General features: G+C 69.5%; 15 protein-coding genes. 8 read left to right on the top strand and 7 right to left on the bottom strand.

Annotated elements, in window-relative coordinates; genetic code table 11:
- The first annotated feature begins 25 nt into the window (after window positions 1–25).
- Window positions 26–1,009 (top strand): ABC transporter ATP-binding protein, encoded by a 984-nt coding sequence (locus AC3ENO_RS00200; RefSeq protein WP_434968614.1) that lies wholly within the window; start codon window positions 26–28, stop codon window positions 1,007–1,009.
- A complete protein-coding gene (locus AC3ENO_RS00195) occupies window positions 1,006–1,821 on the top strand; it encodes an ABC-2 transporter permease (RefSeq protein WP_434968613.1) in 816 nt (271 codons plus the stop codon). The genes AC3ENO_RS00200 and AC3ENO_RS00195 overlap by 4 nt, the downstream gene beginning before the upstream one ends.
- Here the strand turns inward: AC3ENO_RS00195 and AC3ENO_RS00190 are convergent.
- Complete coding sequence (locus tag AC3ENO_RS00190) at window positions 1,814–2,203, bottom strand: hypothetical protein (RefSeq protein WP_434968612.1); 390 nt, start codon at window positions 2,201–2,203, stop codon at window positions 1,814–1,816. The genes AC3ENO_RS00195 and AC3ENO_RS00190 overlap by 8 nt on opposite strands.
- Before the next feature lie 140 nt (window positions 2,204–2,343).
- On the opposite strand from AC3ENO_RS00190, the gene cofG reads away from it, so the two are divergent.
- From cofG to cofC, 4 genes are read left to right on the top strand one after another with little or no spacing between them, the layout of a single operon-like run.
- A complete protein-coding gene (cofG, locus tag AC3ENO_RS00185) occupies window positions 2,344–4,710 on the top strand; it encodes a 7,8-didemethyl-8-hydroxy-5-deazariboflavin synthase CofG (RefSeq protein WP_434968611.1) in 2,367 nt (788 codons plus the stop codon).
- On the top strand, window positions 4,707–6,179 hold the full coding sequence (locus AC3ENO_RS00180) for a flavin-containing monooxygenase (protein ID WP_434968610.1): 1,473 nt from the start codon (window positions 4,707–4,709) through the stop codon (window positions 6,177–6,179). The genes cofG and AC3ENO_RS00180 overlap by 4 nt, the downstream gene beginning before the upstream one ends.
- Window positions 6,176–7,189, top strand: a complete 1,014-nt coding sequence (gene fgd, locus AC3ENO_RS00175) for a glucose-6-phosphate dehydrogenase (coenzyme-F420) (RefSeq protein WP_434968609.1) — start codon at window positions 6,176–6,178, stop codon at window positions 7,187–7,189. The genes AC3ENO_RS00180 and fgd overlap by 4 nt, the downstream gene beginning before the upstream one ends.
- Window positions 7,186–7,845 (top strand): 2-phospho-L-lactate guanylyltransferase, encoded by a 660-nt coding sequence (gene cofC / locus AC3ENO_RS00170; protein WP_434968608.1) that lies wholly within the window; start codon window positions 7,186–7,188, stop codon window positions 7,843–7,845. Before fgd ends, cofC begins: the two co-directional genes overlap by 4 nt.
- Here the strand turns inward: cofC and AC3ENO_RS00165 are convergent.
- The 5 genes from AC3ENO_RS00165 to AC3ENO_RS00145 all read right to left on the bottom strand — a co-directional run bounded on the left by AC3ENO_RS00165 (window position 7,818) and on the right by AC3ENO_RS00145 (window position 11,343).
- Window positions 7,818–8,618, bottom strand: a complete 801-nt coding sequence (locus AC3ENO_RS00165; RefSeq protein WP_434968607.1) for a uroporphyrinogen-III synthase — start codon at window positions 8,616–8,618, stop codon at window positions 7,818–7,820. The two genes, cofC and AC3ENO_RS00165, sit on opposite strands and share 28 nt — an antisense overlap.
- Before the next feature lie 201 nt (window positions 8,619–8,819).
- Window positions 8,820–9,095: a hypothetical protein gene (locus AC3ENO_RS00160; protein ID WP_434968606.1), complete on the bottom strand. Its 276-nt coding sequence runs from the start codon at window positions 9,093–9,095 to the stop codon at window positions 8,820–8,822.
- Window positions 9,085–9,486: a phage holin family protein gene (locus tag AC3ENO_RS00155; RefSeq protein WP_434968605.1), complete on the bottom strand. Its 402-nt coding sequence runs from the start codon at window positions 9,484–9,486 to the stop codon at window positions 9,085–9,087. The genes AC3ENO_RS00160 and AC3ENO_RS00155 overlap by 11 nt, the downstream gene beginning before the upstream one ends.
- 1 nt (window position 9,487) lies before the next feature.
- Complete coding sequence (locus tag AC3ENO_RS00150) at window positions 9,488–9,874, bottom strand: hypothetical protein (RefSeq protein ID WP_434968603.1); 387 nt, start codon at window positions 9,872–9,874, stop codon at window positions 9,488–9,490.
- Window positions 9,871–11,343: a protoporphyrinogen/coproporphyrinogen oxidase gene (locus AC3ENO_RS00145; RefSeq protein WP_434968602.1), complete on the bottom strand. Its 1,473-nt coding sequence runs from the start codon at window positions 11,341–11,343 to the stop codon at window positions 9,871–9,873. Before AC3ENO_RS00145 ends, AC3ENO_RS00150 begins: the two co-directional genes overlap by 4 nt.
- A 197-nt stretch (window positions 11,344–11,540) precedes the next feature.
- On the opposite strand from AC3ENO_RS00145, the gene AC3ENO_RS00140 reads away from it, so the two are divergent.
- Together AC3ENO_RS00140 and AC3ENO_RS00135 are read left to right on the top strand one after the other, a co-directional pair.
- Complete coding sequence (locus tag AC3ENO_RS00140; RefSeq protein WP_434968601.1) at window positions 11,541–12,110, top strand: HhH-GPD-type base excision DNA repair protein; 570 nt, start codon at window positions 11,541–11,543, stop codon at window positions 12,108–12,110.
- Window positions 12,111–12,112: 2 nt separating this feature from the next.
- Window positions 12,113–12,535, top strand: coding sequence for a DUF1801 domain-containing protein (locus tag AC3ENO_RS00135; protein WP_434968600.1), 423 nt, complete (start codon window positions 12,113–12,115; stop codon window positions 12,533–12,535).
- A 27-nt stretch (window positions 12,536–12,562) separates the two neighbouring features.
- Here AC3ENO_RS00135 and AC3ENO_RS00130 read toward each other — a convergent pair whose 3' ends face one another.
- Window positions 12,563–13,948 carry a glycine--tRNA ligase gene (locus AC3ENO_RS00130; RefSeq protein WP_434968599.1) on the bottom strand — a complete coding sequence of 462 codons (1,386 nt, stop codon included), beginning with the start codon at window positions 13,946–13,948 and terminating at the stop codon, window positions 12,563–12,565.
- Between the last annotated feature and the right edge of the window lie 81 nt (window positions 13,949–14,029).

Raw genomic sequence — 14,029 nt, 5'->3', positions numbered from 1 at the left:
TCCACTCGTAGAGAGGCCGCTCTTCATGCCCGACGGACAGGTTCTGGAGTTCTCGGGGCTCACCAAGCGCTTCGGGGCGATCCCGGCGGTTGCCGATCTCACCTGCCGCATCCACCCCGGACGCATCACCGCGTTTCTCGGGCCCAACGGGGCCGGCAAGACGACGACGCTGCGGATGCTGCTGGGGCTGATCCGCCCGACCGCAGGCTCCGCGACGATCGGCGGACGCCGCTACGACGAACTCGCCGACCCGCTGCGCACCGTCGGTGCCGTGCTCGAGGCGACAGGGTTCCACCCCGGCCGAACGGGCGCCTCCCACCTGGCGGTCTACGCGCACGCCGCGGGCATCCCTCGCGCGCGCGTCGACGAGGTTCTGGGGCTGGTGGGCCTGGCCGACGCGGCCGGCCGCAAGGTGGGCGGCTACTCCCTCGGCATGCGCCAGCGACTCGGGCTCGCGTTCGCCCTGCTCGGTGATCCCGGCGTGCTCGTGCTGGACGAACCGACGAACGGACTGGACCCCGAGGGCATCCGATGGATGCGGGTCTTCTTGCGGACGCTCGCCGCCGAGGGACGGACGATCCTGGTGTCGTCCCACCTGCTCGGCGAAGTACAGCAGACGGTCGATGCCGCGCTCATCGTCTCCGGCGGGCGCCTCGTCTTCGAGGGCTCACTTGCCGATCTCGCCCATCAGGACGAGCCGGTCACGCTGGTCGACGCCCCGGACCGCGACGCGCTCCTCGCTGCCCTGGAGGCAGCTGCACTGCCGTGTGAACAGCTGCGCACCGGCATCCAGGTGCGGGGTCTTGACGCCGCCGGCGTCGGAGCGATCGCCGCCTCCGCGGGGATCGCCCTGTCGGCGCTCACCGACCGCGGCCCCGCGCTCGAGGAGATCTTCCTCGACTACGTCAACGGCGTGCGGCCTCCGCTGATCCGCGACACGGAGCCTGCGGTGTCGGCGGGCATCAGCGAAGCGAGATCCGACGACGCCCTGGAAGGGGGAGCCCGATGACCGTCGCCGCGGTGACCCGCTCGGAGTTCACGAAGCTCTTCTCCACCTCGATGTGGTGGATACTCGGACTCGTCCTCGTCCTCTACGTCGCCGCGACGGCGGGTTCGCTCGCGTTCGTCTTCGGCGCCGTGAGCAGCGGGACTCTACCCAATGACGGCGCGCCGGTTCCCTCCGAGGGCCTCGCGTCGGTGCTGTACTCGCTGGCGGCAAGCATCGGGTACGTTGTCCCGCTCATCCTCGGCACCCTCATGGTGACCGCCGAGTTTCGCCACAAGACCCTCACCGCGACGTTCCTGACGACACCTCGACGAGGAACCGTCCTGTGGGCGAAGGTTGTCGCGGGCCTCCTGATCGGCGTCGCGTTCGGAATCGTCGGCGCGCTGTCATCGGTGGCTCCCTCGGCGGGCGTGCTCGCGGTGTTCGGGCTCGAGACCGACCTCGGCGCGGCGGCAACCTGGGCGCTCATCGGCCGTCTCGTCCTGGCACTGACGATCTGGGTGATCGTCGGGATCGGCGTCGGCGTGCTCGTGCGCAATCAGGTCGCGGCTGTCGTCGGCGTGCTCGTGTTCACGCAGTTCCTCGAGCCGATCGCGCGCACCGCCGGCGCGTTCGTCGACGGACTCGACACTGTCACGAACTACCTTCCCGGCGCGGCCAGCGATGCCCTCGTCGGGTCGAGCATCTTCCAGGTCGCGGGAGCAGGCGCATCAGGCGGGCTCGACTGGTGGGCCGGCGGTGCCGTTCTGCTCGCCTACGCGGCAGTGCTCCTCGTACTCGGCTATGTCGTCAGCTGGCGGCGCGACGTCAGCTGACGATGTCGGCCACGTCTTCGGCGGGTCCGTCGACGTCGAGGCGTAGCGCCTGCACGAGCGCGAGGCCGTGGCGGGTCGTGAGGACGATCCGCTGGTATTCGGGGTGGCCGTCAAGATCGATGACAACACCCGGACGCCGCCCCCGCACGACGACGAAGTCGTCGTTGCCCGCCGACTTCCACGTGCCCATCGCGATGACGCCGCGCACGTGAGTCCCGGGACTGGGGACTCCCCGAAGCCAGGTCCACACGTCGTCGGTCAGCTGGACCTTCGCGATCGTGTCTCGAGGGACGTCTACATTCTGACGACGGAATGTAAGAAGCCGTTCCGAGCCCGACAGCGCCACCTCCAGCTGGGAGGAGTCGAGCAGGAGCGTGACCATGAGGCTAGTTTGCCAGCGCCCTTCGACGCGACGCGGGGAGTTTGCTTACAAGCCCGCAACGATCCATCTGCATGCTGCCTCCAAGGGGAGCGCGTGACCCGGCTGGCCACCCACCCCGGCGACGGTGCAACACTGGGGTGGTGGGCACGCTCAATCGGACACCGACTCGCCCCCCTGCCGCGAGCCTCGCCGACGCCCTCTCACGAGCCGAGGTAGATGAGGACCTCACCCGCGAGGACGTGATCGCGGTGCTCTCCGCGCGAGGGTCGGACCTGGATGCCGTGCTCGATGTTGCCGGTGAGCTGCGCGACCGCGGCCTGCGTGAGGCGGGTCGCCCGGGAGTCGTCACATACTCCCGCAAGGTGTTCATCCCCGTGACCACGCTCTGCCGGGACCGGTGCCATTACTGCGTGTTCGTGGACACCCCTGGACAGCTGCAGCGGGCGGGCAAGCCCGTGTTCATGAGTCCAGAGCAGGTCCTCGCGGTGGCCCGCGCGGGTCAGCGTCACGGGTGCAAGGAGGCCCTCCTGACGCTCGGCGATCGCCCCGAGCACCGATGGCCCGAAGCCCGCCGATGGCTCGACGACCACGGGTTCGCCTCGACGCTCGACTACGTCGGACACGTGGCGGCGCTCATCACGGCCGAGACCGGAATGCTCGCGCACCTCAATCCCGGCGTCATGAGCGCCGACGAGCTTGAGCGACTGCGCCCGGTCGGACCGTCGATGGGCATGATGCTCGAGACGACGTCCCGGCATCTTTTCGAGACGCCCGGCCAGGTGCACTACGGCTCCCCCGACAAGGATCCCGCGACCCGTCTCCGGGTGATCGAGGATGCCGGCATCCACCGCATCCCGTTCACGACCGGCATCCTGGTCGGGATCGGCGAGACGATCGCCGACCGGGCCGAGTCCCTGCTTGCCCTCCGGGACGCGCACCGCCGGCACGGACATCTGCAGGAGATCATCGTGCAGAACTTCCGCGCCAAGCCGGGAACGGCGATGCGGGATGCGGCGGACGCGGAGCTGGAGGAGTACGTCGCCGCGGTCGCGGCCGCGCGTCTCGCGATGGGCGCTCGCGCCCGCATCCAGGTACCCCCCAACCTGAGCGACCCGGCCGAGTTCGCTCTGCTCGTACGTGCGGGGGCGGATGACTGGGGCGGCGTCTCCCCCGTCACCGCCGACCATGTGAATCCCGAGCGCCCGTGGCCGCACCTGGACGACCTGGCCGCGCACACGGCAGAGCTCGGCTTCGACCTGCGGGAGCGTCTCACCGCGCATCCTGAGTACGTGCGGGACCCCCAGACCTGGATCGCCCCCGAGCTTCATGCCGAGGTCGCCGCACTCGCCGACCCGGTGACAGGCCTCGCACGATCCGGCGAGGTCAGGCCCGCCACGGCACGAACGGCGGGCCATCCTCGGCGCGCGTCGCTCGACGGGCTCATCACGGAGGCCGCCACCGATCCCGCGTCCCTCGCCCCGGCGGAGTGGGAGCGGTTGCTCACCGCAACCGGCGCAGATCTCGACGCCGTCGTTCGCGCGGCGGACGATGTGCGGCGGTACACGGTGGGGGAGGCGATCAGCGTCGTCGTCAACCGCAACCTCACCACGACGGGACTGCGAAGCGTTCTCGACAGCGACGACCCGGACCGCGAGACGTTCACGCTCGCGGACACCGCGACGATCGCACGAGATGCCGCGGATCTCGGCGTGACCGAACTGTGCGTCCAGGGCATGATCCCGGGCGACCCGGAGTCGTACACCGAGCTCATCCGGACTCTCGCGGATGCGGCGCCGACACTGCACCTGCACGCGTTCCGTCCGCAGGATGTGTGGGATCTCGCCGATCGCAGCGGACTGTCGATCGACGAGGCGTACCGCGCGCTCAAGGCCGCGGGCGTCGACACGGTTCCCGGCACCGGCGTGAAGGTCCTCGACGACGACATCCGCGCCCGCGTCGCTCCGACCGACATCCCCATCGAGCGATGGATCGCCGCGATCCGCGCCGCGCACGGCGCGGGGCTGCGGTCGACATCCGTGCTGTTCTACGGCCATGTGGAATCGGCGGCGGACCGCATAGCGCACCTTCAGGCCCTTCGCCGTCTCCAGCACGAAACGGGCGGGTTCACGGAGTTCGTGCCGATTCCGCTGCCCGGGTACGGCGTTCCCCTCGCGGAGGGTAGGTCCCCGGTCGACGAGCATCGCGCGATGGTCGCGGTCTCGCGCCTGCTGCTGTCGGGGGTGATCTCCCACATCCAGGCGCCATGGCCTCGCCTGGATCCCGAGACCCTCCCGGTCCTCCTGCGTTCGGGCGCCGACGACCTCGGCGGAACGCTTCTGGACGGCCGCGTGCTTCCGCGTGCCGGCGTCGAGTATGGGCGGGAGCTGCCCGTCGCGCAGGCTCAGCGCATCGCCCAGCGCCTCATGCGCCCGCTGCGGCGCCGGACGACGGACTACCGGGATGCCGAGTCGCGCAGCGGCCCCGCGCGCAACGGGGTGCCGCAGTGACCGCCGAGCACGAGGTCGTCGTCGTCGGAGCCGGCTTTGCCGGAATCGCCGCGGCGCTGGAGCTGGAGGCGGCGGGGATCGCCGACGTGGTCATCCTGGAGCGCGCGGGAGACCTGGGCGGCACGTGGCGCGACAATACCTACCCGGGTGTGGCGTGTGACGTGCCGGCGCACCTCTATACGCTCGCGCGCCACCCGTGGCCGCACTGGTCGCGTGAGTTCGCGCCCGGAGCCGAGATCCAGGCCTATCTGCGCCGCGTCGCCGCCTCGACCGGCATCGACGGTCGCATCCGTTTCGACACCGCGCTCGTGGAAGCCCACTGGGACGGCGACGCGTGGGCTTTGCAGACCACGAGAGGTGCGCGTCGAGCACGGATGCTGATCCTCGCGTGCGGCAGGCTCACGGAGCCGTCGATTCCGCAGGTGCACGGGCTCGCGGCCTTTCCCGGGCCCGTCGTGCACTCAGCCCGCTGGGATCCGACGCTGGCGGTCGCCGGCACGCGGATCGCCGTCGTCGGCACCGGCGCAAGCGGAGTGCAGATGGTGCCCGAGCTCGTGCGCCGTGGCGCGGCGGTGACACTGTTCCAACGCTCGGCCCCCTGGGTGCTTCCCCGCGGCGGCAGAACCTACACGGATGCGGAGCGTCGCCGGTTCGCATCACGCCCCGATGTGCTTGCCGCGCTGCGCGAGGACCTCTTTCAGGAGGGCGAAGCACGGCACGCGTCGCGAGCAGGGGATGCCGCAGCGGCGGCCGCGGCATCCGACCAGGCGCTCGCACACCTGCGCGCGCACGTGACGGACCCGGCGTTGCGCGCGTCGCTGACTCCGAACTACGCGTTCGGCTGCAAGCGGGTGCTGCTCTCCGACGACTTCTACCCGGCCGTGGCCTCGGATGCCGTGACCCTCGAACCGTCGGCACTGGCGCGCGCCGACGCCGACACGCTGGTCGCGGCGAGCGGTCGACGGCACACGGTCGACGCCGTCGTCCTTGCCACGGGGTTCCGCGCGACCCGCCAACCGTATGCCGACCTCATCACGGGAGAAGACGGAATCTCCCTCGACGAGCACTGGGCGACCGGCATGTCTTCCGCGCTGTCGACCATCGTCAGCGGCTTCCCCAACCTGTTCATCCTCAACGGACCCAACGCCTCCCTCGGCCACAACTCCTCGCTCCTCATGCTGGAGGAACAGGCCGCCTATGCCGCGCGCACCATCGCCGCGCGGCCGACCGGCGCGATTCTTCGGCCCGATCCGGTCGCCGAGCAGGCGTACACCGACATGATCGTGCGGCGATCCAGAACGACGGCCTGGGTCACCGGCGGATGCCGCAGCTGGTACGTCGATGAGAGATCCGGCCGCCTCACATTGCTGTGGCCCGGTACCGTCACCGAGTTCCGCGCCCAGCTACGCGCCGCCGACGGAACGGAATTCCTGCGCGAACCCGCCACCGAGAGGAGCACCACGCCATGACGATCCCCCTGCGCCTGGGATACAAGGCATCCGCGGAGCAGTTCGGTCCGAACGAGCTCGCCGACTTCGCGGTGGATGCCGAGAACGCAGGCTTCGACTCGGTGTTCGTGTCCGATCACCTGCAGCCCTGGATGCACGAGGGCGGGCACGCCCCGGCAGCGATCCCGTGGCTGGGAGCGGTCGGCGCCCGCACCTCCCGCGTCCTCCTCGGAACCTCGGTGCTGACGCCGACGTTCCGCTATCACCCGGGTGTGATCGCGCAAGCGTTCGCGACGCTCGGGGTGATGTACCCGGGGCGCATCATCCTGGGGGTGGGCACGGGAGAGTCCCTGAACGAGGTGACCCTCGGCATCCCCTGGCCCGAGCCGCCGGAGCGCTTCCGGCGCCTCAAGGAGTCCCTGGCGCTCCTCGAGAAGCTGTGGACCGGCGAGCGTGTCAGCTATGAGGGTGAGTTCTGGCAGGTGCGCGATGCAACCATCTACGACCGTCCCGATACCCCGGTGCCGGTGTACATCGGTGCCGCCGGCCCCGCTGCCACCCGCCTGGCAGGCCGTGTCGCCGACGGATTCATCACCACCAGCGGCAAGGACCCGGCACTGTACACCGACACCCTCCTCCCGGCCCTGGATGAGGGACTGGAGAAGTCGGGACGCACGCGCGAGGACATCGACACGCTCATCGAGGTGAAGGTCTCGTACCACCCCGATCCCGACGAGGCGCTGGAGCGCACCAGGTTCTGGGCACCGCTCGCACTGAGCCCGGACGAGAAGGTCGGCATCCACGACCCGATCGAGATGCAGCGCCGGGCAGCGGAGCTGCCCATCGAGCGGGTCGCGAAGCGGTTCATCGTCTCGTCCGACCCCGACGAGCACGTCGAGCGCATCGTCGAGGTCGCCCAGCGCGGCTTCCGCCACCTCGTGTTCCACGATCCGGGGCACGATCAGGCAGAGTTCATCGAGCGCTACCGGCGCGACATCCTCCCCCGCCTGCGCGAGCGTCTAGGGACATGAACGACTGGAGCATCGTCGTCCCGGTCCGGGGCGGTGCCGGCAAGAGCCGACTCGTGGTGCCCGGCGTCGATCGTGCAGAGCTCGCACGATCGATCGGGATCGACACGATCGTCGCAGCGCGAGAGTGCCGCGCTGTCGCGCGCGTCATTGTCGTGACGTCGGACACCCTGATCGCCGAGGCTCTTCCTGAGCACTGCGAGGTCGTCACCGACCCGGGGACCGGACTGAACGGCGCCGTGACAGCGGGCCTTGCCGCGACGGACCCGGCAAGGCCGAGAGCGGCGATGCTCGGGGACCTTCCTGCGCTTCGCTCCGATCACCTCTCGATGGTGCTGGACGCGGCGCGCGGTGAGGATGCCGGTGCCCTGGCAGACGCGGAGGGCACGGGCACGACGCTGATCACGCGGACCGCTGCCGGGACGCTGTCGCCCGCGTTCGGCGCCGGCTCTTTCGCGCGGCATCTGGCCGCCGGGTTCTCGGATCTCGCCCCCGCACTGGTCACCGACGACGGGCGCCCCGGAGCGTGGACCGCCCGCCGCGACGTGGACACGATCGAGCAGTTGCGTGCGGCCGCTCGGCTCGGGCTCGGCATCCGCACCGCTGCCCTCTGGCAGGTCGCGACAGCGGGTCAGGGAGCCGCTTCGTCGGTCGCGTAGAGGAGCGGGAACCGGGCGACGACCTCGATGAGAGCGTCGACGGTCTGCCGGTCTGCAACACCGTCGACCGTGAGTCCGGCGGCCTGAGCGTCGGTGGCCGTCCGCGGGCCGATAGCGGCCATCACGGTTGACGGGGGGATCTCCGGGAACTGCTCTCGCACTTGCTCGGCGACCGAACCACTCGTGATGAGGATGGCGTTGATGCGTCCGCTGCGCACGTCGTTGGCGATGCGATCGGTGACCGGGACGCCCACGGTGCGATAGGCCACGACGCTGCGCACCCGATGACCGGCCTCGGTAAGCCTCCCGGTCAGCACGGGCTTGGCGGTCTCGCTGCGCAGGGTCAGGATGTCGCGCGGCTCGGGTTCGAGCGCAATCATCTGTTCGGCGAGCCCGGCAGCGGAGTTGTCGAGGTCGGGTACCAGATCGACCCGATATCCGACAGCCTGCAGCGCTGCGGCAGTCGTCTCGCCGACAGCGGCGACTTTGGTGCGCGGGGGGATGACGGCACGGTACGCGTAGAGCACATCGACCGTCGTCGCGCTCGTGAGCGTGACCCAGTCGAACGCACCGTCGGCGAGCGCCGCGAGGGCAGACTCCAGTTCCGTGTGGTCGGTCGTCGGTGCGAAGTTGATCAGTGGCGCGATAACCGGCACGGCGCCCTGACGGCGCAGCGTGGCGGCCACGGAGTCCCCCCAGGGTCCCCCGCGGGGGACCAGAACGCGCCACCCGGAGAGTGGCTTCGTGGCGGTATCTGTCGCTGCTCGGTTCATGATCGACTCGTCGATGCGGAATCGACCGCCCGACGTTCGGGCAGCCGATCGACGTGGCACCTCGGGTCACGGTGCGGGTACATCCACGTCGTCGGCAGCCTCCGCATCATCGCGCTGCCTGTTGTCCGAGCATAGCCCCCTGGCTCACGCAATGTCGCGGGCAGAAGGTCACGAGATGGTCACCTCGTGGTGACCGCGGCGCTACTTGTTGACGTAGGAGTTGACGCCCCACCACACCAGTGCGCCCACCGCGGCCGCTTTGACAACGGCGAGACCGACCGTTGCGACCGGGTGCTCCCGCGAGAATCGACGCAGTCTCAGGATCGCGGTGTCGGTGGCCTTCGACAGCTGCCGCGGCACGTTCGTCTTATCTTCGATCGCGGCCAGCGCGGCCTTCAACTCGGCGCGCGCCTTCTCGACCGGGTCGGTCAGCGAGAGGTCAACCGCGGTGCGGGGGACACCGATCTCAGAGCTCATCGCGGATCTCCTTGATGTCGTGGGCGACGGCTTGGGCGGGGTTGCGTCGACGGGTGAGCTTGCGGAACCGGAGCACCCCGAGCAGCGCGAACAGCATCGTGACCACCAGCAGGACGCCGAACACCACGAGCGCTGACAGCCACACAGGCCACCAGGACGAGAGTCCTGCGATGAGGAACGTGCCGAATACGGGAAGCGACCAGAACAGCAGGAACAGGGCGACAAGGAACAGCGCGACGCCGACGCCGGCATCCTTTCCCGCTTGGCGCGCCCACGCCTTGGCCGCATCGACCTCGGCGACGATCAGGTTCCGGATGAGCTCGGGAAGCTCTCCGAGAAGTGTGAGCAGCGAGTCGTTCGCCCGGTCACGGAACTCTCGAGGGGCCGTCATGTCACTCCTTGCCGGCAGCCTTGGCGATGTCATCGATCGCCTCGTCGGCGGCCTGCTTGACCGCCTCGGCCGACGTATCGGCCGCACTGCTGACAGCGTCGACAGAATCCTTGCCCGCCTTCACGGCAGCATCCAGGCGCTCGCCGGGTGTTCCCTTCGAGGTGGCGGCCTTCGTGACCTTGACCGCCGAATCCCACAGCGTGCTCGGCAGCGCCATCGCACTGGTCTTGGCGAACTCCTTCGCCTTGCCGACCTGCTTCTGTACCGGGTCGAGGTTCCACACCTTCAGCGCTTGCGCCTTGATCTGCTCGTACCTCTCGCGACCGGCACGCGATCCGAGCACGTAGCCCACGGCGAGTCCGACGACGAGTCCTGCTTTGCCCCTCATGGGGTCTCCTCACGCTTGTCGAGCGGGTGGTCCGTTCCCAGCGTAACGCCATCGGCATGCGTCTCCCACAGGAGGTTGACACGAAGCCGTTCGGCCTCCTCGCGCGCGTGCGCGACGACGCGCGCGAGGCCGGGTCCAGCGACCCACGCCCCGACCAACGCAAGCCCGCGGGCGCTCTCACCCCGACGGCGCAGCGTCTCCACGGCGTCGCTGCGCCCCCGCAGGAGGGCGCTCGGCGGCTGCGTCCACCGGTCGCGTCGGGCGCCGACCACTGCGCTGGCAGGAATGCCGAGCAGTGTCTGGGCATCCTCGGCTGCCCGCGCGAGGGCCGCATCGTCCGACAGCGCAGCAACGGGACCCGCGACATCCAGGGCTCCGTAGGTGAGGCGAACTGTGCGCGGCGCGGTCCCTGCCGGCTCCCAGCGCGCCGTCTCGTCGGATACGGCGACCGGCGCGGTCTCGGGGTCCAGTGCGAACACGGTCGTACGAGGCGGCACGGATGGCGGGACTGCCGCCACGAGGGTGACGACATCCTGCACGAGTTCTGTCCGCAGCACCTCCGGGATCTCGAACGGCGCGAGGCGCGCAGCCTCAGCGGCTCCGGTCGCGAGGATGACGGCATCCGCGGGCATCCGCTGCACGCCACCGTCCGTCTCCACCGTCACCGTCCAGGTGTGGCCGGCGTGCGCGACGTCCGAGACACGGGAGCCGGTGCTCACCGTGACCTCGTAATCGTGCAGACGAGCGGCAAGCCCATCCACGAGGCGCGGGACACCTCCGGCAAGTCCCCGGATGGGTGGGTCATCACGTTCGGCGGCCACCGAGGTCAGCTCCCCCGCCGCCCCGGCGAGCGAACCGGTGCGCGTGAGGGCAGCGCTCAGACCGGGGGCGATCGCGCTGACATCCACCGCGCTCGGCGCAAGCCCGTACCGGCCCCGCGTCAACGGGGCAACAAGCCGATCGTGCACAAGAGCGCCCATGCGACGGCGCACCAGCGCCCCGAGGTCGTGCTCCTGTCCGATGGTCAGTGGGGGCCGCAGCCTGTCGAGGTAGGCACGCCATGTGCCTGCCCACCCGATGATGCGGCGCACCGCAGGGTGCCACGGGTTGGCAGGGATGCCGGCGACGGTGTCCGACGGGAAGGGCAGCACTCCCGCGGGTGTCGCGACCCAGACATCCGCGTTGGCCGGTTCGACGATCTCACCGCCGAGGCCCAGCTCGGTGACGAGAGCGTCTACGGCGCCGCCGCGCGTTGCCCACCCGGTCGCTCCGAGAGCGACGCGCCGGCCCGCGACCTCCCCCTCGGCGACGGCGCCCCCGATTCGGCCGGATGCCTCCAACAGCGTGACCCGCAACCCGACCTTCGCGCACTCGAGCGCCGCGACCAGGCCCGCGACGCCGCCGCCGACCACGACCACCTGCTCCGATCTCGCGCGGGCAACGAGCTTCTCGAACGCGGATTCGGCCATTCCCCCATCCTCCCGCATCCGTGGGTATCCCACGCCGGCGCAGCGGCCTCCCGCGCACCAGCCTCCCGCGCACCAGCTCCTCGCGCACCGAGGCGAGGAGCCGCGGCCCGCGCGAGGGCATCCGGGGACGACGCATCCTCGGCTCGAGCGAATCCCCGTGTCTCGGGCCCGCGGGCGTGGCATGGAAGACTGTGGACATGGAGCTGCACATCACGCGTGATGACGCCGCCGATCGTCTGCTCAGCGACGATCCGCTGGCTCTGTTGATCGGGATGCTGCTGGATCAGCAGATCGCGATGGAAACCGCGTTCACCGGTCCAAAGAAGATCCAGGAGCGCACGGGGTCGCTGTCGGCATCCGCCCTCGCCGCGTACGATCCGGAGGCGCTCGTCGACGTGTTCCGCGAGACTCCTGCGGTCCACCGTTTCCCGGGGTCGATGGCGGGGCGGGTGCAGACGCTGTGCGAGACCGTCGCGACCGACTGGGATGACGATGCCGCCGCGATCTGGACCAAGGGTGACCCCGACGGGGCCGAGGTCCTGGCCCGCCTGAAGAAGCTGCCCGGGTTCGGGGAGCAGAAAGCGAAGATCTTCCTCGCACTGCTGGGCAAGCAGTACGGCTTCACCGGCGACGGATGGCGCGAGGCCTCGGCCCCCTACGGGGAGGAGGGCTCCTTCCGGAGCGTGGCCGACATCACCAGTCCGGAGTCCCTCGCGAAGGTCCGCGAATACAAGAAGGCGATGAAAGCCGCCGCGAAGAAGAGCTGACCGTGAAGCCGACAGCAGGAAGCGTCGCCGGGTTCATCGCGGGTGTCACGCCGGCGCGGCGCCAGCGCGACGCCGACACTCTGATCGGCATCATGAGCGCGATCACGGGGCACGATCCTCAGTTGTGGGGAACGATCATCGGGTTCGGCAGCTGCCACTATCGCTACCCGACCGGGAACGAGGGCGATATGGCCCTCCTCGCTTTCGCACCCCGCAGGAGCGCGTCGACGATCTACCTGACCTCGACCCAGGCCCACGCCGATGCGCTCGCAAGGCTGGGTCCTCACAAGACGGGCGTCGGATGCCTGTACATCTCTGACCTCACGACGGTGGACGAAACGGTGCTGCGCGGCATCCTCGAGAAGACCTACGCGTTCGCGATGGGCGGCGGCGACGAGAACGTGCGGATCACCGTCACGGGATGAGCGTGATCCCCTCGCACCGCGGTGTCGTCACGCGCCGCGCAGGCGCTCGCCGAGGTAGGCGTCGAGGTTCTCCAGCGGCACGCGCTCCTGTGCCATCGTGTCGCGGTCGCGCACCGTCACGGCGTCATCGTCGAGGGAGTCGAAGTCGACCGTGACGCACAGGGGCGTGCCGATCTCGTCCTGACGGCGGTAACGGCGCCCGATCGCGCCGGCGTCGTCGAAGTCGACGGCCCAGTGCCCGCGCAGGCGGTCGGCGAGCCCGCGGGCAAGTGGCGACAGGGCCTCGTTGCGTGAGAGCGGCAGCACGGCGACCTTGACGGGGGCCAGGCGCGGATCGAGCCGCAGCACCGTGCGCGTGTCGGTGCCGCCCTTGGCGTTGGGCACCTCTTCTTCGCGGTAGGCATCGACCAGGAAAGCCATCATCGAACGGGTCAAGCCGAACGAAGGCTCGATGACATAGGGGATGTACTTCTCACCCGAAGCCTGGTCGAAGTACGTCAGGCTCTGGCCGGATGCCTCGCTGTGGCTCTTCAGGTCGTAGTCGGTGCGGTTGGCGACGCCCATGAGCTCGCCCCACTCCTTGCCCGGGAACCCGAACCGGTACTCGACGTCGATCGTGCCCGCCGAGTAGTGAGCACGATCCTCTTCGGGCACGTCGTAGCGGCGCATGTTCGCCGGATCGATCCCGAGGTCGGTGAACCAGTTCCAGCACGCCTCGACCCAGTGCTCGAACCACTCCTGCGCCTCGGCGGGCGCGGTGAAGTACTCGATCTCCATCTGTTCGAACTCGCGCGTGCGGAAGATGAAGTTGCCGGGCGTGATCTCGTTGCGGAAGGCCTTGCCGACCTGACCGATCCCGAACGGGGGCTTCTTACGGCTCGCGGTGAGCACGTTCGTGAAGTTCACGAAGATTCCCTGCGCGGTCTCGGGACGTAAGTAGTGCAGGCCGGACTCGTCGTCCACGACACCGAGGTAGGTCTTCACCAGACCCGAGAACGCCTTGGGCTCGGTGTACTGCCCCTTCGTGCCACAGTTCGGGCACGGAATATCGGCGAGACCGTTCTCGGCTGCGCGACCCTTGCGTGCCTCGAAGTCCTCGATGAGGTTGTCGGCGCGGAAGCGCTTGTGGCACTGCAGGCACTCGACGAGTGGGTCGGTGAAGGTCGCGACGTGACCGGATGCCTCCCACACGCGCTTGGGCAGGATGATCGACGAATCGAGCCCCACCATGTCGCCGCGGCCGCGCACAAAGGTCTGCCACCACTGCCGGCGGATGTTCTCCTTGAGCTCGGTGCCCAACGGACCGTAGTCCCAGGCCGACCGGGATCCGCCGTAGATCTCGCCCGCTTGGAAGACGAACCCGCGATGACGGGCGAGGGCGATCACTTTGTCGAGACGGGACTGCTCGGCCACAGAGAGACTCCTGGGTCGGGGATGCGCTGCGCGCGAGGATATCGCGGATGCCGCGACATCCGGCCATTCTATCGGCCGCGC

It is taken from the genome of Microbacterium sp. bgisy207 (assembly GCF_057706855.1).
The sequence above is the reverse complement of the archived record's forward strand: the minus strand, read 5'-3'. Positions and strand labels throughout refer to the sequence as shown.

Bases quoted from the DNA above. Each gene is read 5' to 3' on its own strand.
- AC3ENO_RS00165 (WP_434968607.1), bottom strand. From the start codon at position 8,618: ATGAACCGAGCAGCGACAGATACCGCCACGAAGCCACTCTCCGGGTGG.
- cofC (WP_434968608.1), top strand. From the start codon at position 7,186: ATGAACGACTGGAGCATCGTCGTCCCGGTCCGGGGCGGTGCCGGCAAG.
- AC3ENO_RS00200 (WP_434968614.1), top strand. From the start codon at position 26: ATGCCCGACGGACAGGTTCTGGAGTTCTCGGGGCTCACCAAGCGCTTC.
- AC3ENO_RS00155 (WP_434968605.1), bottom strand. From the start codon at position 9,486: ATGACGGCCCCTCGAGAGTTCCGTGACCGGGCGAACGACTCGCTGCTC.
- fgd (WP_434968609.1), top strand. From the start codon at position 6,176: ATGACGATCCCCCTGCGCCTGGGATACAAGGCATCCGCGGAGCAGTTC.
- AC3ENO_RS00145 (WP_434968602.1), bottom strand. From the start codon at position 11,343: ATGGCCGAATCCGCGTTCGAGAAGCTCGTTGCCCGCGCGAGATCGGAG.
- AC3ENO_RS00190 (WP_434968612.1), bottom strand. From the start codon at position 2,203: ATGGTCACGCTCCTGCTCGACTCCTCCCAGCTGGAGGTGGCGCTGTCG.
- AC3ENO_RS00195 (WP_434968613.1), top strand. From the start codon at position 1,006: ATGACCGTCGCCGCGGTGACCCGCTCGGAGTTCACGAAGCTCTTCTCC.
- AC3ENO_RS00150 (WP_434968603.1), bottom strand. From the start codon at position 9,874: ATGAGGGGCAAAGCAGGACTCGTCGTCGGACTCGCCGTGGGCTACGTG.
- AC3ENO_RS00160 (WP_434968606.1), bottom strand. From the start codon at position 9,095: ATGAGCTCTGAGATCGGTGTCCCCCGCACCGCGGTTGACCTCTCGCTG.
- AC3ENO_RS00140 (WP_434968601.1), top strand. From the start codon at position 11,541: ATGGAGCTGCACATCACGCGTGATGACGCCGCCGATCGTCTGCTCAGC.